Origin of the sequence: Belliella marina (assembly GCF_042682445.1) — a bacterium.
Classification (GTDB): domain Bacteria; phylum Bacteroidota; class Bacteroidia; order Cytophagales; family Cyclobacteriaceae; genus Belliella; species Belliella marina.
Genome location: NZ_JBHUHR010000046.1, coordinates 281737 through 306155, shown reverse-complemented (window position 1 = coordinate 306155; position 24419 = coordinate 281737). Strand labels below are relative to the sequence as shown.

General features: G+C 39.8%; 22 protein-coding genes, 1 tRNA gene and 1 other RNA gene. 14 read left to right on the top strand and 10 right to left on the bottom strand.

Going from position 1 to position 24419, the window contains the following annotated elements; translation table 11 throughout:
- The first annotated feature begins 88 nt into the window (after positions 1 to 88).
- Positions 89 to 497: a transfer-messenger RNA gene (gene ssrA, locus ACFSKL_RS20380) on the top strand.
- A gap of 267 nt (positions 498 to 764) precedes the next feature.
- Here the strand turns inward: ssrA and ACFSKL_RS20375 are convergent.
- Positions 765 to 1580: a helix-turn-helix domain-containing protein gene (locus tag ACFSKL_RS20375; protein WP_376888828.1), complete on the bottom strand. Its 816-nt coding sequence runs from the start codon at positions 1578 to 1580 to the stop codon at positions 765 to 767.
- A gap of 115 nt (positions 1581 to 1695) precedes the next feature.
- Here ACFSKL_RS20375 and ACFSKL_RS20370 point away from each other — a divergent pair, with 115 nt between their 5' ends.
- The 11 genes from ACFSKL_RS20370 (at position 1696) to ACFSKL_RS20320 (ending at position 11547) form a co-directional block, all read left to right on the top strand.
- A complete protein-coding gene (locus ACFSKL_RS20370) occupies positions 1696 to 2256 on the top strand; it encodes a sugar O-acetyltransferase (protein ID WP_376888827.1) in 561 nt (186 codons plus the stop codon).
- Positions 2257 to 2266: 10 nt separating this feature from the next.
- Positions 2267 to 2764: a cupin domain-containing protein gene (locus tag ACFSKL_RS20365; protein ID WP_376888825.1), complete on the top strand. Its 498-nt coding sequence runs from the start codon at positions 2267 to 2269 to the stop codon at positions 2762 to 2764.
- 45 nt (positions 2765 to 2809) lie between these two features.
- Positions 2810 to 3961, top strand: a complete 1152-nt coding sequence (locus ACFSKL_RS20360) for an aldo/keto reductase (protein WP_376888824.1) — start codon at positions 2810 to 2812, stop codon at positions 3959 to 3961.
- 231 nt (positions 3962 to 4192) lie between these two features.
- A complete protein-coding gene (locus tag ACFSKL_RS20355; protein WP_376888822.1) occupies positions 4193 to 4570 on the top strand; it encodes a nuclear transport factor 2 family protein in 378 nt (125 codons plus the stop codon).
- A 30-nt stretch (positions 4571 to 4600) separates the two neighbouring features.
- Complete coding sequence (locus ACFSKL_RS20350; RefSeq protein WP_376888820.1) at positions 4601 to 5347, top strand: SDR family oxidoreductase; 747 nt, start codon at positions 4601 to 4603, stop codon at positions 5345 to 5347.
- Positions 5348 to 5366: 19 nt separating this feature from the next.
- Entirely contained in the window at positions 5367 to 6437 is a 1071-nt protein-coding gene (locus ACFSKL_RS20345; RefSeq protein ID WP_376888818.1) for an alpha/beta hydrolase, read from the top strand.
- A gap of 10 nt (positions 6438 to 6447) precedes the next feature.
- Positions 6448 to 6912 (top strand): cyclophilin-like fold protein, encoded by a 465-nt coding sequence (locus ACFSKL_RS20340; RefSeq protein WP_376888817.1) that lies wholly within the window; start codon positions 6448 to 6450, stop codon positions 6910 to 6912.
- Positions 6913 to 7210: 298 nt separating this feature from the next.
- The gene (locus tag ACFSKL_RS20335; protein WP_376888815.1) at positions 7211 to 8029 is read left to right on the top strand and encodes a hypothetical protein; all 819 of its coding nucleotides are present in this window, start codon (positions 7211 to 7213) and stop codon (positions 8027 to 8029) included.
- A gap of 874 nt (positions 8030 to 8903) precedes the next feature.
- Positions 8904 to 9674, top strand: coding sequence for a DUF6577 family protein (locus ACFSKL_RS20330; RefSeq protein WP_376888813.1), 771 nt, complete (start codon positions 8904 to 8906; stop codon positions 9672 to 9674).
- On the top strand, positions 9671 to 10726 hold the full coding sequence (locus ACFSKL_RS20325) for a nucleotidyl transferase AbiEii/AbiGii toxin family protein (RefSeq protein WP_376888811.1): 1056 nt from the start codon (positions 9671 to 9673) through the stop codon (positions 10724 to 10726). Before ACFSKL_RS20330 ends, ACFSKL_RS20325 begins: the two co-directional genes overlap by 4 nt.
- A 500-nt stretch (positions 10727 to 11226) precedes the next feature.
- Entirely contained in the window at positions 11227 to 11547 is a 321-nt protein-coding gene (locus tag ACFSKL_RS20320) for a hypothetical protein (protein WP_376888809.1), read from the top strand.
- Between the two features lie 43 nt (positions 11548 to 11590).
- Here the strand turns inward: ACFSKL_RS20320 and ACFSKL_RS20315 are convergent, their stop codons facing one another.
- From ACFSKL_RS20315 to lepA, 8 genes are all read right to left on the bottom strand, one after another.
- On the bottom strand, positions 11591 to 12061 hold the full coding sequence (locus tag ACFSKL_RS20315) for a cytochrome C (protein WP_376888808.1): 471 nt from the start codon (positions 12059 to 12061) through the stop codon (positions 11591 to 11593).
- Position 12062: 1 nt separating this feature from the next.
- The gene (locus tag ACFSKL_RS20310) at positions 12063 to 13289 is read right to left on the bottom strand and encodes a sulfite oxidase (RefSeq protein WP_376888806.1); all 1227 of its coding nucleotides are present in this window, start codon (positions 13287 to 13289) and stop codon (positions 12063 to 12065) included.
- Between the two features lie 116 nt (positions 13290 to 13405).
- Positions 13406 to 14101, bottom strand: coding sequence for an ABC transporter ATP-binding protein (locus ACFSKL_RS20305; protein WP_376888804.1), 696 nt, complete (start codon positions 14099 to 14101; stop codon positions 13406 to 13408).
- The gene (locus ACFSKL_RS20300; protein WP_376888803.1) at positions 14098 to 15585 is read right to left on the bottom strand and encodes a DUF5687 family protein; all 1488 of its coding nucleotides are present in this window, start codon (positions 15583 to 15585) and stop codon (positions 14098 to 14100) included. Before ACFSKL_RS20300 ends, ACFSKL_RS20305 begins: the two co-directional genes overlap by 4 nt.
- Before the next feature lie 377 nt (positions 15586 to 15962).
- Positions 15963 to 17225, bottom strand: a complete 1263-nt coding sequence (locus ACFSKL_RS20295) for a replication-associated recombination protein A (protein WP_376888801.1) — start codon at positions 17223 to 17225, stop codon at positions 15963 to 15965.
- A 165-nt stretch (positions 17226 to 17390) separates the two neighbouring features.
- A tRNA-Leu gene (locus tag ACFSKL_RS20290) sits at positions 17391 to 17473 on the bottom strand.
- A gap of 97 nt (positions 17474 to 17570) precedes the next feature.
- Positions 17571 to 18455 carry a bifunctional 5,10-methylenetetrahydrofolate dehydrogenase/5,10-methenyltetrahydrofolate cyclohydrolase gene (locus ACFSKL_RS20285; RefSeq protein WP_376888800.1) on the bottom strand — a complete coding sequence of 295 codons (885 nt, stop codon included), beginning with the start codon at positions 18453 to 18455 and terminating at the stop codon, positions 17571 to 17573.
- Between the two features lie 321 nt (positions 18456 to 18776).
- A complete protein-coding gene (gene lepA, locus ACFSKL_RS20280; protein WP_376888798.1) occupies positions 18777 to 20570 on the bottom strand; it encodes a translation elongation factor 4 in 1794 nt (597 codons plus the stop codon).
- 440 nt (positions 20571 to 21010) lie between these two features.
- Between lepA and ACFSKL_RS20275 the strand changes: the two genes are divergently transcribed.
- Together ACFSKL_RS20275 and ACFSKL_RS20270 are read left to right on the top strand one after the other, a co-directional pair.
- On the top strand, positions 21011 to 21481 hold the full coding sequence (locus tag ACFSKL_RS20275) for a hypothetical protein (RefSeq protein ID WP_376888796.1): 471 nt from the start codon (positions 21011 to 21013) through the stop codon (positions 21479 to 21481).
- A gap of 104 nt (positions 21482 to 21585) precedes the next feature.
- Positions 21586 to 22116, top strand: a complete 531-nt coding sequence (locus ACFSKL_RS20270; protein WP_376888795.1) for a DUF4924 family protein — start codon at positions 21586 to 21588, stop codon at positions 22114 to 22116.
- A 313-nt stretch (positions 22117 to 22429) separates the two neighbouring features.
- Here the strand turns inward: ACFSKL_RS20270 and ACFSKL_RS20265 are convergent, their stop codons facing one another.
- On the bottom strand, positions 22430 to 24361 hold the full coding sequence (locus ACFSKL_RS20265) for an IGHMBP2 family helicase (RefSeq protein WP_376888793.1): 1932 nt from the start codon (positions 24359 to 24361) through the stop codon (positions 22430 to 22432).
- Between the last annotated feature and the right edge of the window lie 58 nt (positions 24362 to 24419).

Here is a 24419-nt window from a genome sequence, read left to right as displayed (position 1 = left end):
AATTTTATAATTTTTCAATCTTACAATCTTAAAATCGATAGCAGGAACTTTATTTCCATTATCTTTGTCATCCTTATTGGAAAACAATGGGGCTGACCGGTTTTGACAGTAGGTGTAAGGATCGGGCTCGCATGTCAGGTGGAGTATGTACGTCTGTGAATAATTCATACGAACCATAATTGGCGAATCTAATTACGCCATGGCTGCCTAATCTATCCCTCACGGGAAATAGATAACGCTTAAAGGGTTGAGCCTCGATAGAGATTCCCCGGCCACATCTCGCAGCCCTTCGTCCTTTCGGGGTTGATTCTGAGGTGTCGAAATGTCAGGACTAGTGTCTGTGATGCTACTAAGCAGATGCGAAAATCCAGTAGATAAGTGATATGTAGGTGTGTCATCCAGCAGCATATCATCGAAAACCCAACAGGTGACTAAACATGTAGACGGTACGGTGTTTCCCTATCTGGACGCGAGTTCGAATCTCGCCAGCTCCACAATTTAAATTCCCAATACCCTGTAAGTTTCTAATTTACAGGGTTTTATTTTTTGAGCTAATTCTCTTGGTGGCAATAAAGTGGCTTTACCTTGTTAAACATTTATTTAATTCTTAAATTAGTTCTTCAAACTCACTTTTATGATTGGTGTTTTCAACATTGCCAATCAAGTTAATCATATAGGTTTTATCCAAAATCAATGAGTCAAATAAAGCAAGGGAGTGGACAATAATTCTAGCCAATGCTCAAAAAAAAATGTTGTAAGTCTTTTTATATCCGTTCACGATATTCTTTCGGAGTAACTCCCAGTAGTTTCTTTACATAGCGGGTGAAGAACGAACGGCTCGAAAAATCCATTTCATCTGCAATCTCAGAAATATTCAGGTTCTTGTTTTGCAACAAAAACATGATTCGCTCTTTGGTATATCGTTGTATCCATTCCGAAGCGGTAATCGGCGTATTGACTTTACAAATATAATTAAGATACTTTGGTGTAATGTTCAGCTTATCGCTGTAAAACCGTACTTCACGCTCTTTCATACAATGCTCCTGTACTAACTGCATAAACTGCTCGTAAAGTGTTCCGCTTTGCAAACTACGTTTACGTCTGTCAAGCTCATCTTCAAAAATATGCCACATTTCCAAAAGGAAAAGTTGCATTTGGAGTTTCAACATTTCTTCGTAAAAGCGATGGTTTGTTTCCTGTGATTTATCGTACAGCAACTGGAAATTTTTTAAGATTTTCTCTTTGTCTTTTTTTTCAGGGTGTAAAATCGGATTTTCTTTGGAATGTATGTAGCTATCAATACTCACATTCGCACTTGGCAAATTCGATGTCAATAAATCACTGTCCACAAATAACATTGTTGCCTTAAAATTGGCTGAAAAAGACAAATCCGAAACACGAAGACCTGCGAGCCAAAAAATAAATTCTCCTTTTTTACCCTGGTATTGCTTGTCGTTGAACACAAACTTTACAGTTCCACTTTGGCAGTAAATATGCGTGTGGAAGCGGGTTTGAAATTCATCGGGAAACTGAGCCTTTGAAGCTGTTTTATGAAGTATAACTTTTTGATTTACTGACATATTCATTCAGATAAGAAGCAACTATCAAATATAAGTGATATTTGACATTTATTGCGACATTAATGTAACATAATACTTCTGTTTTGCAGCTACCTTTGCATTAAATAATAATGCAATGCAAACAACAGATATTTTTGAACGATTGAAAAAGGGAGAAACCATTCTGCCTAGCGATCCTCAGGCCTACAGAATGCTTGAGGAGTCATATGTCACGAGAAAATTGCTGGTGCAGATGAACCATGCTACAGATCCTAAAGAAATCAGGGATTTACTGAGTCAAATAACAGGTTCAAAAATTGACGAAAGCGTTGACGTGTTTACCCCCTTGTACATCAATTACGGCAAGCATACCAAAATTGGTAAAAACGTTTTTATCAATTTCGGTTGCACTTTTCTGGACTTGGGGGGTATTACCATAGATGAAGGTGTACTTCTAGCTCCCAACGTAAGCCTGCTATCCGAAAGTCATCCGATAGATCCTGAAAACCGACACGCATTGGTTCCCAAAGCAATACACATAAAGAAGAATGCGTGGATTGGTGCAGGAGCAACTATTTTACAAGGGGTAACCGTTGGCGAAAACTCGGTGGTTGCAGCGGGTTCTGTTGTTTCTAAAGACGTTCCCGACAATGTTATCGTGGGAGGTACTCCTGCAAAAATCATCAAGGAAATTTAAAACATACACAATGAAAACCACAAAGATACTCGCAGCTGTCCTCCTTTTATTTATATGGCAGGGCTGTAATTCCAAGAATAAAAAACAAAACAATATGGAACAGGACGAAACTGCCTTGAATAACATTTTTCCAATAGGTGAAAAAGGTTCAGCGGAATGGTTTACTGGGAATGCCTATCCTACAAGTCTGCTGGAAGCAGATTCCATTTATACAACACTTGCCGGCAATGTGTACTTTGAACCCGGTGCGAGGAGCAATTGGCATACCCACCCATCCGGACAGATTTTGATTATTACTGATGGTATTGGCTATTATCAGATTGAAGGACAATCCATTGAAGTCATGAAAAAGGGAGATGTGGTAAAGTTCCCCCCTAATATCCGGCATTGGCACGGGGCAAGTCCTGATGTAGGAGTACAGCAACTTTATATTATTCCCAATACGGAACAAGGGATTGTAGAATGGATGGAAGTCGTAACGGATGAGGAATACAACAACAAGAAGTAGTTTCCTTGGAAAACTTGTTTAAAGAAGATCTACAAAAAAATGACTATGCAAAACCAGCTAGAAAATATAAAAACAGCCCCTCTCATGCGAAGAGGCTTTTTAAAAGCAGCCACTTTGTTGGGGTTAGGTACAATAGCTTCCGGGACTGTTAAGGGATATGCATCTTCTTCTCAGAGTCCTGTTGGAAAAAATGCCATAGGTACCATATTGACCAAGAAGAGGGCTTTGGGTTCCAAAAAGAATCCACTTGAAGTTTCAGCCATTCAGTTGGGTTGTATGGGAATGCACACGGGTCGTGGAGTACATCCGGATCATAAAAGTATGGTAAAACTGATCCGGGATGCTGCGGAACGTGGTTGCGACTTTTTTGATACTGCCGAAGTTTATGGTCCGTATGTTAACGAAGAATTGGTTGGAGAAGCACTTGCTCCCATTAGAAACCAAGTTGCCATTTCTACCAAGTTTGGTTTTGATATTGGGGGTACAAATGTTTTTAACAGTAGGCCAGAACAAATCCGGACCGTTGCGGAACAATCTCTCAAACGCCTCAAAACCGACCGTATTGACCTTTTCTTTCAGCATCGCGTTGATCCAAACGTGCCTATTGAAGAGGTTGCAGGCACTGTAAATGATCTTATTAAAGAAGGAAAGGTGCTACACTTTGGACTTTCAGAAGCAGGCGCTGAAACCATCAGAAGGGCACACGCTATTTGCCCTGTTACGGCAGTGCAAAGTGAGTATTCCTTTATGTTTAGGCTGCCCGAAGAGGTCATCTTTTCCACCTTGCAGGAACTGGAGATAGGTTTTGTTGCTTATAGTCCACTTTGCCGTGGCTTATTGGGTGGAAATTTAACCGAATATTCTGATTTGAATACGAATGACATCCGTGGTTCATGGCCAAGATTTCAGCCCGAGGCATTGAAATCAAACATCCGGATTTTCGAGGCGCTGAATGAATTTGGGAAGCCAAGAGGTATGACTTCATCTCAGATTTGCCTGAGCTGGATGCTTTCAAAATACCCTTTTATTGTTCCCCTGCCTGGCACCACCAAACTATCACATCTGGAGGAAGATCTAAGGGCCGCAGACTTCACATTAACGTCAGCCGAAATCAACGAGATTGAAAGCAAAATTGAAGAAATAGGTGTCGTGGGTGATCGCTATGACGCACTGCAACAGTCTAGGGTAGAATACTAGTCTTCTATAACGAAGCAGGAAGAATAAATCCGACATTTAGTTTATGGTGGAAGGATGGATTCAGTAAAGACGATTTAGAATTAATCAAAAAATGACATTATTATTCAACATAAAAAAATAACCATGGATACCATTGAAAGAAAATTTTCCAAAGACAAGCGCATGAAATTTAGTGCAGGAGTTCTATTAACATTCCTATGTCTTGTATCCTTTTATTCATGTACAACTGATATGAAAACAGACGAAGAAAAACAAAATGTTTTGGCAGCTCATGAACAAAGGAGGTCAGCAACGCTCAATGGAGATGCAAATACTGTAGCTTCCATGATGACAGATGACCTTACCTTCACACATGCGAACGCAGTGGTGGAGTCGAAAGAGCAATTTGTTGAAGCCTTGGAAACCCAAAGGTTACAATACAGGGCACTCACTGATGAAGATGTTCAAGTACGTGTAAATGGCAGTACAGGCGTTGTTTCAGGAACAGTCCACATTGTGGTGGATGCTGCAGGAACCGAATACGACCTACGAGTTCTTTTTACAGAGCTTTGGGTAAAAGAAGGTGATTCCTGGAAAATGATGCTATGGCATGCAACGGAGGTGCAATAGGCATTTATCAAACTTAAACAAATTCCAAATATGGAAAATAATATTAAAAATAAGGTGGTAGTCATTACAGGTGCAAGCAGTGGTTTGGGTGAAGCCACGGCAAAACATTTATCAAACCTCGGTGTAACCGTAGTACTGGGTGCGAGAAGAACCAATAGAATTGAAAAGCTGGCAAAAGAAATACAGGCAAGTGGTGGAAAAGCGCTTGCCATTGCCACAGACGTAACCCAGCGGGATCAGGTCAAGAATCTGGTAGATACAGCAGTTGAAAAATTTGGACGAGTTGATGTACTGCTCAATAATGCGGGCATCATGCCACTATCGCCTATTGATCGTCTGAATGTGGATGAATGGGATAAGATGATTGATGTAAACATCAAAGGAGTACTAAATGGAATAGCTGCTGTCCTTCCTCATATGAAAAGTCAGAAGTCTGGACATATCATAAACACTGCTTCTGTAGCCGGGCATAAGATTTTCAGTGGCTCCACAGTTTACTCGGCGACAAAATTTGCGGTAAGGGCTTTGTCTGAAGGCTTACGGATGGAATTAAAGCCCTATAATATCCGCACAACGATAGTTTCTCCCGGAGCTGTCAAAACAGAATTGCTGGAACATATTACCGAGTCGGATGTCCAGCAGGCAAACAAAGATTATGTGGGAGAAGTAGGAATAAGCCCTGACAGTTTTGCGCGAGTCGTTGCATTTGCCATCAGCCAGCCAGAAGATGTGGATATCAATGAAATTATCTTCCGCCCTACTGCTCAAGAGCTTTAATCTCAAAAATAGAATAGCTATGAAAAATTTAATAGTAATCCTGGCACTCGCGACATTAGGGATGTCGTATGGTCAGGAAAAGTCAAGTCAAATAATCTTAGAAACAACAATGGAACCAGCTACATCAGCAGTTGCAGAGCCATCAGCAAAATACACTTTCCAATTAAGTGATAAAGTAACACGTAAAAAAGTAACCTTCAAAAACCGATACGGAATTGAACTTACTGGCGATTTATACCTTCCAAAAGATGGTGGCAATAATTTGTCGGCAATAGCCATTAGCGGGCCTTTCGGTGCGGTAAAAGAACAATCCTCAGGTTTGTATGCCAACCAAATGGCAGAACGTGGTTTTGCAGTCCTTGCGTTTGACCCGTCCTATACAGGCGAGAGCGGTGGAGAACCCCGAAACGTTGCATCGCCCGATATAAACACAGAAGATTTCAGTGCGGCAGTAGATTTTCTCGGAATTCAAGAAAATATTGACAGGAATAGAATAGGCATCATTGGTATCTGCGGATTTGCAGGTTTTGCCCTAAACGCTACAGCCGTGGACAAACGTGTAAAAGCGGTGGCCACCACAAGTATGTACGATATGAGCCGGGTAAATGCAAATGGTTATTTTGATGCCTCCACACCTGAGCAACGCACTCAATTGTTAGAGCAAATGGGTGAACAACGATGGAAGGATGCGGAGAATGGAACGTTTGCTCCATCCTCAAACAACCTTCCTGAGAAATTGCAGGGCAATGAACCCCAATTTGTAAAAGAGTACTTCGATTATTACAAAACCCCCCGTGGTTTTCATCCGAATTCATTAAACTCAAATGGTGCCTGGACAGCGACAACCCCCTTACCGTTTATGAATATGCCATTGCTGACCTACATAAATGAAATTTCACCAAGACCGGTGTTTTTAATTGCAGGAGAAGATGCACACTCCCGTTACTTTAGCGAAGATGCCTTTAAAGCAGCAGCCGAGCCAAAGGAATTGATGATTATCCCTGACGCAGTTCACGTGGATCTATATGATAAAATAGAAGTCATTCCTTTTGATAAATTAGAAAAGTTTTTCAAAGAACATTTAAAATAACAACAGGGTTATGAAACGTTCATTTTCAATGATGTTGGTATTTATTTCATTTCTGGTCAGTGGTGCGTCCTCTTGCAACCAAGACGATGATAATATCAACATGGAGAATAAAACACCAATGGCTAACGGAAAAATCAAAATAACGGTCAATTTACAAACCTTTACGGCTACCCTTTTGGACAACAATTCCGCAATGGCATTCAAGGAGATGCTGCCAATGACGGTAGAAATGATTGAACTGAACAGGAATGAAAAGTATGTCCGTCTTCCGGAAAACCTTCCTACCAACGCCTCAAATCCCGGAACTATTCGTCCCGGTGATTTGATGCTTTACGGTTCCAATACGGTTGTGCTCTTTTACGAGGGCTTGAATACTTCATACAGCTATACCCGAATGGGGAAAATAGATGATCCTACAGGGTTAAGAAATGCATTGGGAACAGGTAACGTGACTGTTACTTTTGAAATCGAATAAGAATTCAGCATTGTTAGACCTAAATTAATTGGTTTCTAAATGCCTGAAAACATTCTGTTTCTCAGGAGCTGCGAGTTTGAGTAAGTTCTGTCCAATCATAAGTAGATGGATTTCAATTGATAGTAAAGGATTTTTTTTAGTTTAGGTTATATGAAATAGATGGATTTACTTTTTCATCTCGTGTGGGGAGTCAATTTAGGTTTCTACCGTTTAGTGAACTGCCCATCAATTACACTGCTATAGTCATCTCTTCTCAAACTCTATTAACTCAAATTTACTGACATATGAATACATTATAATGATTATCAGCAATTTAAACAGACTCTATTTAGTCCTTCTTTTTTCTTTGTATCTCATTGATTGCAAGGCACAAGACGAAAGCAACAAATCCACTTATTTCGGGGGTTCATTTGGTCTAACCAATAACGGCATTGCACTTTTGCCGACATTTTCTCTCAATAAACCTGCAGGCTTTTTGATGTTGAATGTTGGCAATCGGTTTACATTTGAACCCGAATTTCATTTCTCATTGGAAGGAAAGCCATGGACGATATTGCTTTGGGGAAGATACAAGCTACTTCAAGGAGAAAAGTTTAAGTTGAATGTGGGAGCTCACCCCGGACTTTTGTTTCAACCGCAAATGCTATCTATCAATGGAGCACCGCCTTCTGAAGTCATTACAAGTGAACGTTACCTTGCCGGAGAATTGGTTCCCAATTATTTTTTCACTCCAAATACCAGCATAGGTCTGTATTACCTTAATGGGAATGGTTTTGCGGAAAGTTCATCCAAAAGAATGCACTTCCTGACCCTGAATGCCAATTTCAGAAAAATCAATTTGTCAGAAAGTTATTATCTCCGATTCAATCCCCAAATTTACTACCTTAACATGGACAAAACTGAAGGCTTTTTCACTTCATCTATAATTGCATTGGCAAGAAATGATTTTCCTGTTGCCATTCAGATGTTGACTAATAAATCTTTTAAAACTGATTTTCCCGACACTTCCGACTGGATGTTCAGCTTTAGTTTGATCTATTCTTTTGGGAAGAATTATAACCCAGCTTCCAATGTAATCTCCCAACTTGGCCCTATTTCCTCTCTAAATATCCAATGACTCAAAATCCTATCATATTATAATTTCAACAAAAAAATATTTTAAGACTGTAAGTACTCTTTTCTTTATGGCGCTTATATTTTCAGCATGTAGTGAAGAACCAATATTGGAGCCTGTAGAATCGAATCCAAAAGAAAACTAGGTTTTGGAGAAGAAAAAATATTGACGGATGAAGGGCAAAGGTTCAGACACCCTATATAAGGAAAGGATGATGCCACCTATATGATTACCGAACAGGGAAAGGCTATATAGGATCAGCAAATAAAAGCCAAATTTGCAGCTGGTAAAGCTGCCTACCTAGCGAGACGATTAAAGAACCATGACTTTTCAGTCTTCGAGAAATTTAACGACTAGGACATCAGTAAGCTGGAAATAACGGGTGATCTAAACTTTCTAAACAAGCTTAAAAAGTCGAGGGACAAAGCATCTTTTTTCTATTGGTATAAGGCGTTGAATTAAAACAGAAGATTGCGAAACAATAATTTCAACCACAAAGCAAATTCAATAAAGATTAATGAATCGTATCCGTCCGAGGAAGTACAAGCCTAATTGAGGATTAATTTTTCGTAATGTTGCGTTATGGAAAAGATAAGCAACGACGAAAATTACAACCTTTTTTCTAGTGGCGGGAATCAGGGGTAAGTAAAGTCTCTTTTGCAGCCCATGTGGGTATTTCAAAAGCTTCATTTTTTTATTGGTGTTCTTCCCATCTAGTGGTTTATATTAAGAGATAAAGTTTTACTCAAAAATGCCAGTAATAATTTTTACTGGCATTTTTGAGTAATTATTAAAAATGCCATTATATTTGTATAATTGGCAATAATAAGTGATTTTATAATTTGCCAAAAAAATTAAATACTGGCAAAATAGAGTTATGTCTAAAATCATTGACCATCAAATATCAAAGCATTTTAAAGGAAAAGGACATTTCGGTCGAGAAGCCCTTAGTTCCTTTTTGACTGATTTAGATCCTGAAATATCAGAAAGTGCTATAACCTGGAGAATCCATGATTTGGTCAAACGGAAAGTGATTGACCAAGTTAAGTTAGGTGTTTTTATTATTTCCAACAAAGAATCCTACAAGCCATTTATATCAGAGAAACTGGGTCGCTTATCCAAAATTGTAGCCAAGGATTTCGATGAATTGGAATATTGCCTTTGGAGTACCGAGTGGCTCAATGATTTTACCCAACACCAATTGGGAAGCTTCTTTTATATTCTGGAGGTGGAAAAGGACTTTGTAGAGGAAGTATTCAATGCATATTCAGAATCTAGGCAATACAGAGTATACTTGGATCCCAAAGAAGAGATCATGCAGCGCTACGTGGAAAGCGAAATTTCTATTGTCATCAAACCGCTAATCAGCCGTTCCCCAAAACAAAAAGTTGCTGTAAAGGAGAGATCCAAGGATAAAATCTATGTGCCCACCTTGGAGAAAATATTGATTGACGTGTATAGCGATGCGGTAACCTTTTACACCGTACAGGGAAGTGAAATGCATGCACTGTTTGAAAATGCCTTAAAACATTATCAAATCAATTTCACCAAACTCATCAGCTACGCTAGAAGAAGAAATAAAGAAGAACAAATTAAAAGTTACTTAGTAAACAACTTTGATGAACTTGTTAAAGATATTTTAGGATGATAAAAGAACATTGTTTTACCAAAGAATGGATCAACGGTTTTAAGAAACAAAAGCATTTAAAGCGTATTAATCCTCCAGTACTGGAGAAAATGATACACGCCCTTTCCTTATTGCAGCAACTCAAAGCTCATGGCTTAGAGTTCACTTTTAAAGGAGGTACAAGCCTTGTTTTATTGCTTTCCAAATCAAGACGATTTTCTGTAGACATTGATATTATTACCACCCAAAGCCGGAAGGAAGTAGAAACTATCCTGGACAAAGTGGTAGCTAACTCACATTTCAATAGTTGGGTCTTACAGGATAGAAGGAGCTACAAAGAAGGGGTACCCAAAGCCCATTACGAATTTGATTATGAATCCAGTCTCAACCAAAGTGCTCATTTTGTGTTGTTGGATATACTGTTTGAGCAAACAGACTACCCAAGACTTCTATCCGCTCCCATTCAGACTGAATGGATAGAATCAGAAGACGTATTGGAAGTCGCTGTACCTTCCATCGAATCCATTTTAGGGGATAAACTAACAGCATTTGCACCAAACACAGTTGGGATTTTATACGGTAAGGACAAAGAGCAGGAAATCATCAAGCAGCTTTTCGATATTGGCTGTCTGTTTGAAGAAGCAGATAAAGTAGAAGAAATTGCATTGAGCTTTGAGAGAATTGGAGCAAAGGAAATCAACTACCGTGAACTTGAAATAAATTTAATGGATGTGCTGGACGATATTTTCAACACTTCTTTACTCATTGCCAAGCGAACCAAAAACACTTTAGAACCTGACAAAACAAGGTTTACTGAACTCACCACCGGAATACGCAGGTTTGAAGGTTTTTTGATAGCCGAGAACTTCAAAATTGAGGATGCCATACTTGCAGCTGCTAAAGCTGCCTACCTAGCGAGACGATTAAAGAACCAAGACTTTTCAGCATTAGAAAAATTTAACGGACAGGACATCAGTAAGCTGGAAATAACAGGTGAGCTAAACTTTCTAAACAAGCTTAAAAAGTCGAGAGACAAAGCAGCTTTTTTCTATTGGTACAAGGCGTTGAATTAAAACAGAAGATTGCGAAACAATAATTTCAACCAAAGAGCAATTCCAATAAAGATTAATGAATCGTATCCGTTAGTGCAATTCCAGAACCTGTCAAAAGTTTACTATTCTTAAAGTTGCATCATGAAAAAATTCAGCAACCAAGAATATTATTGGTGTAAGATGTCTCCTGATTTTTGTTTCCGATTAGGTCGGAACAGGCTTTGATGCATCCGCTACCTCAGAAGCACACAGGCATAACGGATTTTGAGAGAAATGTAACCACCTCCCCCGATATGCGCTATACTTTTTTAATATAACACACCAGTTATCACTTACAGCTATAGTAATTCCAATTGCTTTTTAAAGATAAATCCAAGGGAGATGCTTTTTGGCTTGCCCAGCTATTTCATACCTATCAATTTGACCCACTTCCAAATCGCAGTGTGAATAAAAGTAATCCTAGGTGGTGAATTTTGTCCTTCTCAATGATACCAGAAAAGTTCAACTTCAAACCAATCACTATGCTCAATGAAATTACATGGGAACAGTTTTTCCTCGCTCTGGGAATCCTATTCACGACCTACTACCTCTATGTGGCATTACGCTGTTTCAGAAAAGATTTAGCCTCCAAAATGGAATTGAAGATCCCTTCCAAGAAAAAAGGCGAGAAGCCTGAGACAAGTATCCCTCTTTCCGAATCGCAATTTGCCAAAGCATTTGGTGAGCTGGAAATGCTCAACGCCGATTTGCGGGAGAATGTGATTCCCGCCTTTGCCCGGTCAAAGGATAAAAAAGTGCTCTTCGGGGTTTACATCTCTTTTTTCATCTGTCTTGAATCTTGAATCTCCTATCTAATCTCTCGCTTCTAGTCTCTCGTATCCATTTTCACTCCAAACTATACCATTCCACTTCCAGAGGCGATCTGCGTCCTTGTGCTTCTGGAGCGAAATGGGTAGAAAGATAGTCAACGATGATGTCTTCATTTTCACCCAATTCCCAAAAACCTTGTGTTTCCTGCATCCAACGAATCACCTGTATCCATCCCTCACGGGTAAATTTATTCTGGGTAACAAGCTTGGCTGAATGACAATTGGTGCAATTGGCCAAGACCAATTGAAGTCCCTCCCCTTCTACCAAACCAACTTCTTCCAATTTCTCAGCTGTCCACTCCTCTTCAAGCAACTCATCAAACCCCACTGATTTCCCTGTTTTTTCTTTGGCTAGCCAGCCTTGAACCAGGTCAGGCTGATACTGTAGCATCAAGACGACTCCAATTGAGGAAAGTACCAAAAACAGTATTAAAAAAACCAAGAATGACATAAATCGGATCATTCTCTTGATAGCCTCTTCCTTCATCTCAGTTTACTTTTACGGCTATTCTGTGACATGCATTGTTGAGATAGCCTTTTGGATTCCAACCGGGTACTACCATAGGCTGGCTGCTTCCATTTTCGTCAGTTGCCATCACCCAAATTTCATAATACCCTTTTTGGGGGAATTTGATGCTTGCCTGAAAATGCTGCCATGCAAATCTGTTTATTGGCTTTTCAAGATTGCAAGACTGCCATGTGGCCCCAAAATCAATAGAATAAGCAACCTTATCTACTTTATATTCTCCTGCCCAAGCATGTCCACGGATATCAAGGTTTCTCCCCAAAGGAAATGTTGCGCCTGATTTCGGAAAAGTGATTAGTGACTTGACAGGCATAGATTCTATGATCTGCATATTCTCAGGGCTAGCCTGAGTTCCCGGTTCAATGGGCTCAATGGGCACTCGATATGAAGGCGACTCCATTTTGGCTCCATCGTGAACTTTATTTCTGACAGAAATGGCCTTCAGCCATTTTCCGGATGCAGAAGCCGGATAGCCTCCTGCCACTAACCTCAAAGGATACCCATGAACCAAAGGGATCTCCCTGCCATTCATCTGAAAAGCCAACAAGGTCTCATCTTGCATGGCTTTTTCAATTGGGATTCCCCTTGAGATAGACTCCTTATTTGGATTCCCACTGAGATGTGAATCTGTCCCATGGTATCCTATATAGACAGCATCCTTCTTGATACCTACATCTTCCAAGAGGTCTTTTAACCTGATTCCTGTCCACATAGCACAGGAAACAGCACCTTGTCCCCATTGGTTTCCTTCTGTAGGTGGATAAAATTCCCCCCTACCATTCCCGCCACATTCCAAGGTGAGTTGGAATGTGTAATTTTTGAATTTACTTTTCAATTCGGAAAGCGTATAGCTTTTTTCCTCTCGAACCGACTCTCCTTTGACGGTCAATGACCAGTTTGAAACATCTATTTTCTCAGGAATTGAACCATTGTTCCTTACAAACATTTTGTCTGCAGGCGTGACCTTATCGTCGAGCAGGTGGATAGGCGTCTCCACATTCCAAGGCCTATCATTAAGTACTTTTAGCGCCGCATCTTTACCCAATGACTTTAGGCTATCCTGCTCTTCAAGAAAAACAGGAAGGTAGTCTTTAGGTAGGTTTTTGGCAAATACTATATCAGCTCCCAAAGCCGAAGCCAAAGATGCCAAAGTGATTTTTTTGATAAATGCCCGTCTTTCCTTTTTCACTAATGATTCGATTGAATATTGAAGATCAATGCTTGTCGAGATCTATTGTTTCAATGATTTTCGATCTCCTCTTGTTTTGAATTTCAAGTTACTTAATGTCTCGGCAACAATCCATATCAAGTGCCAAAATAGGCATTCAATTCCCCTACCATCAGAGACTTGTCTTGGAGGTCTTTGACAACCCTTCCCTTTTCAAGCAATACAATCCTTTCGCAAATATCCGTGACATGATTTAGATCGTGACTGGAAATCAAGAAGGTAATCTGGGATTGCTCTTTTTCTTGAAGTATGAGTTTTTTCAACCTGACCTGCGAACTTGGATCCAAGTTTTCAAATGGCTCATCCAACATCACCACTTGGGGATTTCCCAACATGGCCGCTGCAATACCTACTTTCTTGGTATTCCCTTTGGAAAGGTCTCTGAGATATTTCTTTTTCCCTCGGATTTCGTCATTGAAAAGTTCTTCAAATTTGGTCAAATGAAGTTCCAGATCTTCAACCGAAAGTCCGTATATCTTCCTCAAAGTCTCAAAATATTCATCAGCCGTCAAATAGGTCAAAAGCATATGCTCATCGAGATATGCCCCAACTCTCGATTTCCAATCCTCCGATTTGCTGACATCCTCTCCATCGATGATGACATTTCCGGATGTTGCCCTAACCAAATCAAGCATTATTCTAAACAAGGTCGTCTTACCTGCCCCATTGTTCCCAACCAAACCAAAGCATTCTGATTTTGGGATTTCCAAAGTTTCTACGTCCAGTACGGTTATATCTTTGTATTTTTTCTGAAGGTTCGTTATTGTGATCATAATTCTTGTCTAAAAGCGGATGAAATTTCGTATCTGTTTTTCAAAATCTTATTGACTGGCAACGATGATAAGTATGGAGCAGCTATGATCCCAATGATACCCGTAATACCCAATGCCAACAGTCCTGCGTATTGGTTGATCAATAAGGCAAAAGGAAAATAAACTGCATAAGGTCCCAAGAAAATCGGGAGCATCATCAGAAACTGTGCAATCCCAACTCCTTCATAATTGAACATGGCCCCTTTATTTAGATCCATAGGTTTTGGTTTCCAAAGCGAAAGGTAGATCACCAGATGGATCACTACTCCCATATTGAATAAGAAGGTAGCTACATGGATCAATAATATTTCCCAGCCAAAATAAACATAAGGAACGGATGCCAAAAAGCAAAATGCAGAAGTAGCTACAAACAAGAGATACTTCCCTTTGACCAAAGCTTCCACACCACCTCTTTTGCTGAGAAAGAAATCAAAATTTGCCGAATTCCAACTCAGAAAAAGCTGACCATATTGCAATATGAAGATGCTGGTGATAAATGTCCCTACAAATACAAACATGTGGCTAAAACCATCTTCAGACATATAAATCGGATTGGTATAAAATATCAATCCATACAAAAGAAAGAAGCCAGCAAGCATCAGGTAAGTCCTGCTTTTTTTGTGCCGTATGATCAATTTCCACTCCAGATTAGCCAGCTCACCTGCCAAGCCAAAGCGGTCAAAAATCCCAAAGTTGGAATTCACAAACCTTACTTCTTCTTCTTTGGACAGATCTTCGAGGTAGGCGTTTTTGATATAATAGGAATAAGCAAGCCAATACATGGCTATGCATAAGCCCAACAAAGCCAACACTGGAATAAAGGATGTCAGTGAATAATCAAAAAATGGCTTGATCACATCCCCTAGGTTGAACCAGCCATAATAACTGGAACCTACCCCCAACAAGATCACTGCAAATATCACGATCAACCCTATGAAGCTATCTTCAAATTTCTGCTTAAACCATAGCATAAACCAATGCAGCGACCAGCTTCCCAGCAAGATTAAGAACAACCAAGCCCAGGCAGCACTGGCTCCATATGTTGGTGCAATCTCCCTGAATGCAAATGGCGTAAACAACAACAAAGCGATCAATGATAATGGAGAAATGAATGATCTTCCCAAAAGAAAATTGATGATCTTACTCTTTTTGATTGGTAAATGTAAAAAGCGTTCCAATTCAATCACAGGCAATTTTTGGGTAAAATACCTATACATAAACTCGAAGAGAAAGAAATAAATCAGGTACGAATTCAACACCCCAAGGGTATCCGAAGTTTTAAAAACCTCCTCTATCACTTCCTTGAGAACCAGACCCAATATCAGAAGATATGAAAGTAGTAACAAAGCCAAAAAACCAAGGAATACAGCTACCAATACCGATTTGGCAAAGGAAGTTGATCTCATGGTTTTTGTCAATTCCAATTTGATTAGTTGTAGCATCATAGGCCTGAGATTCTTAAATACTGTGCTATTGTGAACATTTAAACAATGAATATATAAATAGTTCGTGAAAAATAAATAATTAACATGCTTTAGTGCAAGAAAACTCTTCAAGAGTTCAAACCCCTTGAAAAGTTTTGCTTATTCAAATGGGGAAACTAAACAATCTGATCTTCCTATCTTAGAAAGGTCACAGATTACAGCCATTTATACCCAATTAATCATTAAGGACTCAATGTCGTTTAGATAAGACCTGCCAGATTTTTGCTTATATAAGAACAGGTGTTTTATTTGGAAGGAAAGACCATTACAAGATTTAAATCTGGCAGGTCTCTTTTTTAACTAAACGACATTGATTAAGGATTCTTAAAAAACAAAAGTTAATACCCATACTTCCCCTTCCATTTTGAATTGAGGTATTTCCTCAATTCATTTTCCCTTGCATTGTTTCCGGGATCATAAAGCTTGAGGTTTTTGATTTCATCCGGCAAGAACTCCTGAGCTACAAAATTGCCTTCGTAATCATGTGAATATTTATATTCTTTGCCATAATTCAAATCCTTCATGAGCTTGGTAGGCGCATTGCGAAGATGAAGAGGGACAGAAAGGTCTCCTTTTTCCCTTACCAATGCCTGGGCTTTGTTGATAGCCATATAAGACGCATTGCTTTTTGCCGAGCTTGCCAAATAGGTGACACACTGGGACAATATTATCCTAGCCTCTGGATAGCCTATAATTTTTACCGCATCAAAACAGTTAGTTGCCAAAAGCAATGCATTGGGATTGGCATTGCCAATATCCTCTGACGCCAGGATGACCAATCTTCTGGCAATAAATTTCACATCCTCCCCTCCTTCAATCATCCGTGCCAACCAATACACCGCCGCATTGGGATCGGATCCCCGGATAGATTTGATAAACGCAGAGATGATATCATAGTGCTGTTCACCAGACTTATCATAGAGCGCCACTTTTTGCTGCGCGATAGTGGTCACGATTTCATTGGTGATCACACAGGGGTCTTCATTGATTCCTTCTATGACAATTTCAAAGAGATTCAATAATTTCCTCCCATCACCACCGGACAATCTCAACAACGCCTCGGTTTCCTTCAGCTCAACCGTTCTCTTCTTCAACAAGATATCCTTTTCCAGAGCTTGCAACAACATTGCCTCCAGCTCGGATTTCCCGAGTGGATTGAGGGTAAACACCTGACATCTTGACAACAAAGCGGCATTGACCTCAAAAGACGGGTTTTCGGTAGTTGCACCGATCAATCGAATCACACCTTTCTCAACAGCACCAAGTAAGGCATCCTGCTGGGACTTGTTGAATCTGTGGATTTCATCTATAAAAAGTACCACTCCCATTTGGAAACGCGCTTTCTCGATTACCTCCCTGATGTCTTTCACTCCCGAACTGATTGCACTCAAAGTATAGAAAGGTGCTTTGATCTCATTGGCTATGATATTGGCGATCGTTGTCTTTCCAACGCCCGGAGGTCCCCAAAGAATCAAAGAAGGCACATTTCCAGTCCTGATGGCTTTGTACAAAAATGATGTTGGTGATGAAAGATGCTCTTGGCCGATCAACTCATCAAGACTTGAAGGCCGCATTCTTTCTGCCAATGGAGTATTGCTCATCTGTTTTGGATTTTTTTAATGATTACTATCTATCAAAACAAAATTAACCCTTTCTGATCACTATCCCCAAGAATTATTCAATGCAGATGTCTACAAGTGCTGGATCAAAAAATCAGTAAAACCCATGAGAGCAAAAAAAAGCCCCAATTACTTGGAGCTTCAATGTGCGCACGAGAAGATTCGAACTTCCACACCCGTAGGGCACCACCCCCTCAAGATGGCGTGTCTACCAATTTCACCACGTGCGCGGTTAGGGTGAGCAAAAGTAGAAAGGATTGCCTTTCCTTGCAAATCAAATTTTAGATTTTTGGGAAGCTTTCTATTTTGACACTCACTATCAACACTTTATTTTGTATACACTTTCCCCTCTGCTGCCAAAAGTGTGTTGTATAAAAGAGATGCGATCGTCATCGGCCCTACACCTCCGGGTACAGGAGTGATTGCAGAAGCTTTTTCGGACACTTCATCAAACTTCACATCTCCGATCAGTTTGAAGCCTGACTTTTTGCTGGCATCAGCTATCCTATGGATTCCAACATCGATTACCGTAGCTCCATCCTTTACCATATCAGCGGTCACAAATTCAGGTTTCCCTATCGCTACAATCAAGATATCGGCTGTTTTGGTGATTTCAGGAAGATTTTGTGTCCTGCTATGCGTCAAGGTGACGGTACAGTTGCCAGGATATTCATTTCTGGCCATCAAGATACTCATCGGTGAGCCTACTATATGACTCCTACCGATTACCACACAGTGCTTTCCAGAAGTTTCAACATTGTATCTTTTCAGCAATTCCACAATACCATATGGAGTCGCCGCAACATACGCCGGCCACCCCAAAGTCATCCTTCCTACATTGGCTGGTGTAAATCCATCAACATCCTTTTCAGGTTTGATCTTGTTGGTCACCTTCTCTACTGAAATATGCTTTGGCAATGGAAGCTGAACAATCAAACCATCTATTGCAGGATTTTCATTGATATCTTCTACAACTTTCAAAAGCTCTTCCTCAGAAACACTCTCTTCCAACCTCACCAAAGTAGATTCAAACCCTACCTGCTCGCAGGACTTGACCTTTGCACCAACATAAGTCTGGCTGGCTCCATCATTTCCTACCAAAATCGCAGCCAGATGTGGGATCTTACCTCCCTCTTGCTTGATTTCTGATACTCTAAGAGCAATTTCCGATTTTATTTCCTCAGAGGTTTTCTTTCCGTCGATTAGAAGCATGTTTTAGATTTTAGATTGAAAGATTTTAGATTGATAGGTTTGAAGGTTGTAAGGTTTTAAAGTTTGGAGAACCCCACCCAAACTTTTATCATTGACTAATACACAATGACAACTTTTTTTTTTAATCGTTTCAAATAACAATTAAATGATCGTCAGGACAAGAACTCATAAACTCCGAGGGTCAAATATATCGCCGAACTTGTCTTCCGTCAGGAAGAGGCTTATTTCCATTTATATCGCAAAGCATATATCGATCATTTAATCCATTGAATCTTGCCTTTTCTGTCTTGTGGCTTAATTCTTGTGTCTTGCGTCTAATAATTAATCCAACTTCAACACAGCCATAAATGCTTCTTGCGGTACTTCTACGTTTCCGACTTGACGCATTCTCTTTTTACCTTTTTTCTGCTTTTCAAGGAGTTTACGTTTACGGGAGATATCACCACCATAACATTTCGCCAATACGTTTTTACGCAAGGCTTTTACCGTTTCCCTGGCGATGATTTTCGTACCGATAGCTGCTTGGATCGCAATCTCAAACATTTGTCTTGGCACAAGTTCTTTTAATTTTTCACAAAGTCTTTTGCCCCATTCGTAGGCTTTGTCTCTATGGACAATCGCAGAAAGTGCATCTACAGGCTCACCATTAAGCATTACATCTAGACGAACCATATGGGAAGGTTGATACCCCTTTAATTCATAATCCAAGGAAGCGTAACCACGAGAAATCGTCTTCAACTTATCAAAGAAATCAAATACAATCTCTGCCAAAGGCATATCAAATTGCAATTCGACTCTTTCAGCTGTCAAGTAAACTTGATTTTTTATCTGTCCACGCTTATCCATACAAAGCTGAATAACAGGCCCTACGTACTCTGAGGCTGTGATGATCGAAGCTTTGACAAAAGGCTCTTCTATATGCTTAAACCTGGTAGGATCGGGCATATCAGATGGGGCATTGATGACTTCGTAAACATCATTGGTCATCAATGCTCTGAATTGCACTGAAGGAACCGTAGTAATCACAGTCATATCAAATTCACGCTCCAACCTTTCCTGAATAATCTCCATGTGAAGCATTCCCAAGAATCCACAACGGAACCCAAAGCCCAAGGCGGCTGATGTTTCAGGTTCCCACACTAGTGAAGCGTCATTGAGTTGCAATTTCTCCATGGAGGCTCTTAGCTCTTCATACTCGGTAGTATCTACCGGGTAAATCCCAGCAAAAACCATTGGTTTAACGTTTTCAAAACCCTGTATGGCTTTTTCACAAGGGCGCTTGATATGCGTAATAGTATCACCAACTTTAATTTCTTTGGCGACTTTTACTCCTGAGATTAGGTAACCTACATTACCAGCATACATGGTTTGCTGTGGAATTTGATTGAGTCCCAATATTCCAATTTCATCGGCTTCATACTCTTTGCCTGTATTGACAAATTTGATTTTATCACCTTTGCTGATTGTTCCGTTGAAAATCCTAAAAATCACCTCCACACCTCTAAATGGATTGTACACAGAATCAAAAATCATCGCTTGAAGCGGTGCTTCTATTTCTCCCTTTGGTGCAGGAATACGAGTCACAACAGCCTTGAGAATATCATCAATCCCAATTCCAGTTTTCCCAGATGCTAAAATAATATCCTCACGGTCGCAACCGATCAAATCGATCACTTCGTCAGCTACTGATTCCGGATCTGCTCCTGGTAAGTCAATTTTATTCAAAACAGGAATGATCTCTAGATCATGCCCTAAAGCTAGGTACAAATTAGAAATCGTCTGAGCTTCTATGCCTTGTGAGGCATCTACTATCAACAATGCTCCTTCACAAGCAGCTATCGAACGGGAAACTTCGTATGAGAAATCCACGTGCCCAGGAGTATCAATAAGGTTGAGCGTATATTCTTCTCCTTCGTGCATGTATCTCATCTGAATTGCATGAGACTTAATGGTAATACCACGCTCTCTTTCGAGATCCATATTGTCCAACAACTGGTTTTGCATATCCCTATCCGCGACAGTATGGGTCTCTTGCAATAATCTATCCGCCAATGTACTCTTCCCATGATCAATATGGGCGATTATACAGAAATTCCTTATATTTTTCATATTCATTCAGGGGGCAAAAATAGGAAATTTTATGTGGATTTACAGCATATTCCGCTACTTAGGAGCAATCTAGGTCTAAATTATTTTGATAAGCTAGACGAATTGTATAAAAAACACGTCTAGTTATCTACTGACATTAGTTTTATAAACCAACGGCTTTTAGTTAGACATGTTTTTATCTCTGTGCTTCGCCATTTACATGATAAATCTTGATCGGATAGAAAATCTTTGCAGCGTTGATTTGTAATCCTTTATTGATTTCTAAACCAATAACTATTTCATCTGAATATAATGCTAGTAAATTTGTTTTAATTCTTAAAAAAAGTCTATTTAAAGGTAAAATGAATTGGAAACATATATATTTATCACAAGAATACAACTTTAAAGAATTAAGTAACTGAGTATTATTAAAATAAGCGTCAAACATTTACATCCAAAATTAAGAGATGATGAAATTTAAAACCATAGCATCTATCTTCTTTATATCCCTGATTTCTATCTCTTGCCTAAACAATGAAATAGAAGAACCTCTTATTATTGACCCAATTGAGATACTAATTGGTGTCTGGCAGGAAGTCGAAATGAAAGTAGATGGTGAAGCCGGAGAAGAAATAATGGATGGTCATAAGCTGGTACTATGGTCAACAGAACCAGAATATAACGATAACTTAGACAATCAAATCAACCGTGCAAATCATTATGATTACAATACTGAAAATCTAGGAATCTCAGTCAACAAGTGGGGATCTATCAGATTTGAAAATGGCCTCGTCAAATTTTACAATTTAATCAATGGACAATCCATGGCAACAGTGACTACATTAAAATACCTACATGATGAGGAAACACTCACGCTCCGTGATACAACAGTGACTCCTCCTTTGGAAATTAAACTAATTAAAATTGAACTAGATTAATTCTCTTTAGCAAAAAAGAGGAGGGAAATTAAATGATAAACTAATAATATTGGAGTTATTACTTCTTTATCCTTTACTTTGCAAAAGGAAAGAATCCATGGTTTATGAAAAGCATTGCTGAGAAAAAAAAGGGACAGAATATCGCTGAATACATCATTTACATGTATCAGATGGAGGATTTGATCCGAGCTTATGATTTCAATATGCTTGATATCAGACAATATGTAATCGCCCATTACCCCATTTCAGATACTGAAAAAGAAGATACTGCCCATTGGTTTGCAAGCATCTGTGAACAGATGATTTCTGAAAAAATCTCAGAATCAGGTCATCTTTCTGAAGTCCAAGTTATCGTGGATGATTTGGCAAAGATCCATTGGGAGCTTTTGAAAAGTGATAAGGAATATTTCGAGATATACAATATTGCAAAGCCCTATGTCATCGACATGATCATGGAAGCTGGAGACAAGCCCGTAGGGCATGAAATCCAGGTCTGCCTCAACGCAATCTATGGGTTTCTTCTTGCCAAATTGAAAGGGAGAGAAATCCCAAAAGGCTACACCGAAGCAACTGACGCTTTTGGCAATGTGCTTAGCTATCTGGGTTTTGTTTACGCAGAAAAAAATATAACCTAAGATACTTTTTGTTTCAATTGAAGAAATTCAAACTCCCATACCGAAAGCTTTTGATGCGGAAAAGGCATTTCGTGGTTTGTCTCATTTCGTGAAAATAGTTGGTACTTTTTTGTTTCAACAAGAGGAGTTCAACCCACTTCAGGGTTGTTATCTCCTGTATCATCATTATTCCCCGGGTTGCAACCCGGGGTTATTCAAAGGATAACCCCTTCGGGGTTTGTCGCAAGTATCTAATTTCTTGCTTCTTTCCTATCGCTTCTTGGGTCTCTGTCTTGAGTCTCACGTCTCAAATCTCTTATCTCAGATCCCACATCTACTCTTCCATAAACTCATAAACACTCTTGTATTCCCCATGTTTTTCGACATAACTGAGGAATGAATTGTAAAAATTATTGCTCGATAGCGTAGCACTATCCCCAATCACTACCAGTTTCCTCTTGGCCCTAGTCAGTGCCACATTCATCCTTCTGGTATCAGATAGGAAACCGATCTCTCCTGTACCATTTGACCGGACCAAACTGATAAAAACAATATCCCGTTCCTGACCTTGAAACCCGTCAATTGAGTCAATGGTCAACAATTCTGAAAAAGCCCGAAGATTTGGGTAGTCATAGCTTTCAAATATCAGTTCCTGAAATTTCCGCACCTGAGCCCTGTATGGAGATATCAAACCAATCTCCCAATTTTCTGTCTTGACTTTGGCTACTCCGACTCTTTTGAGCAATGCTTCCAAATAACGCAAAGTGAATTTTGCCTCCTCAGCATTCAAGCTACTCAACGAATCTTTTTCCTGGTGTTCCAAATATCCTGATCCAGCAGTATCTATAAACTCCAATACTGGCTCATCCACCGAAAGGTAATGGTCCAGCGTATTCTCCGCTGCTTCAAGATTGTTGTCATAAAACATACCACTTGAAAAACCCATGATTTTCTCAGGCATCCTGTATTGGACGGAGAGCATTTTTGAAGCTTCGGGCTGTCGCTTGATCACTTTTTCAAACAAAGTCTCACTCAATCCAGCCTTTGCCGCCTCATAAGACTTGATAGTTGGCGGAAGTTGGCAATGATCACCAGCCATGACCACTTTGTCTGCCTTCAGTATTGGGATCCATGTAGCAGCTTCCAACCCTTGACCAGCTTCATCTATAAAAACAATTGGGAAATCCATCCCTTTCAAAACTTGATTGGCAGCCCCAACCAAAGTACTTGCAAAAACCTGGGTGGACTGAAAGACATCATAGGTTATGTAATTCTCCAGATTTTGTGCATCTTCTTTGATCCTACTTGCCTCATCCAACATGCGCTTTCTCTGCATGCGCTCCTCATGCCCAAAATTCCTCTTGTATTTCCTCCCAAGTTTCCGATACTCCTCTGCAGATTTTCTGAGTTTTTTCAGGTCTTTATAGCTTTCGTGCAATGATATCTTCGCATCAAGCGTTTGCGCCAGTATTTTATCATCCACCCTTGCAGGATGTCCAATCCGTAAGGTAGAGATGCCACCATCTGACAATCTCTCGACCAGCAAATCCACTGCGGCATTGCTTGGAGCACATACTAGGATCTGCTTGTTGTAATTCAGGGCATATCGGATAGCTGCTATCATTGTAGTCGTCTTTCCTGTACCCGGAGGTCCATGGATGATAGCCACATCTTCAGCTTGATGGATCAGTTCCAAAGCTTTGTTTTGCGCAGGATTCAAATGCTCTTGCGGAAAATACTTCTTATCAGAAAAAGTCGGCTTTTTCTCCCCCAACAAGATGCTTTTCATTTCCCCTAACCTACCTTTCTCAGCTTTGGCTACAGCCTTCAACGTACTTTCCATCTCCCGGTAACTCGCTTCGTCAAATAGTAAATCGACGCCGATTTTGCCATCCTTCAGCCATTCCGGAAATTCTTCCCCTTGAAGGGTAACGGTCATCACGTCCCTTCTTACAAAATTTACCACACCGCTTACCCTGAAATCATGACCTTGCTGCCCATCCTGGTTGGAAAAAACCGAAACGGATTTCCCTGACTGAAAAACATGGGAATCACCGGTATCATACCGCTCCAACTCTACGATCAACCTATCTCCAAATCCTATTTTTGTCTTTTTGATCTGCAAGGGATACCAACATACCCCCTGCTTTTTTTTGTCGGCAATAGAAGTGTACAAAAACTTTTTTTTGTACTGCTCCAAATCTTCTTTCCACTCTAGCCGTAAAAGTTTTAGAGATATGTTTAATTCTTCCTGTATATTTAACATATATATTTAATTTCACATGTAGAGCCATCAACAACTAACTATGGCTCAACACAAAACC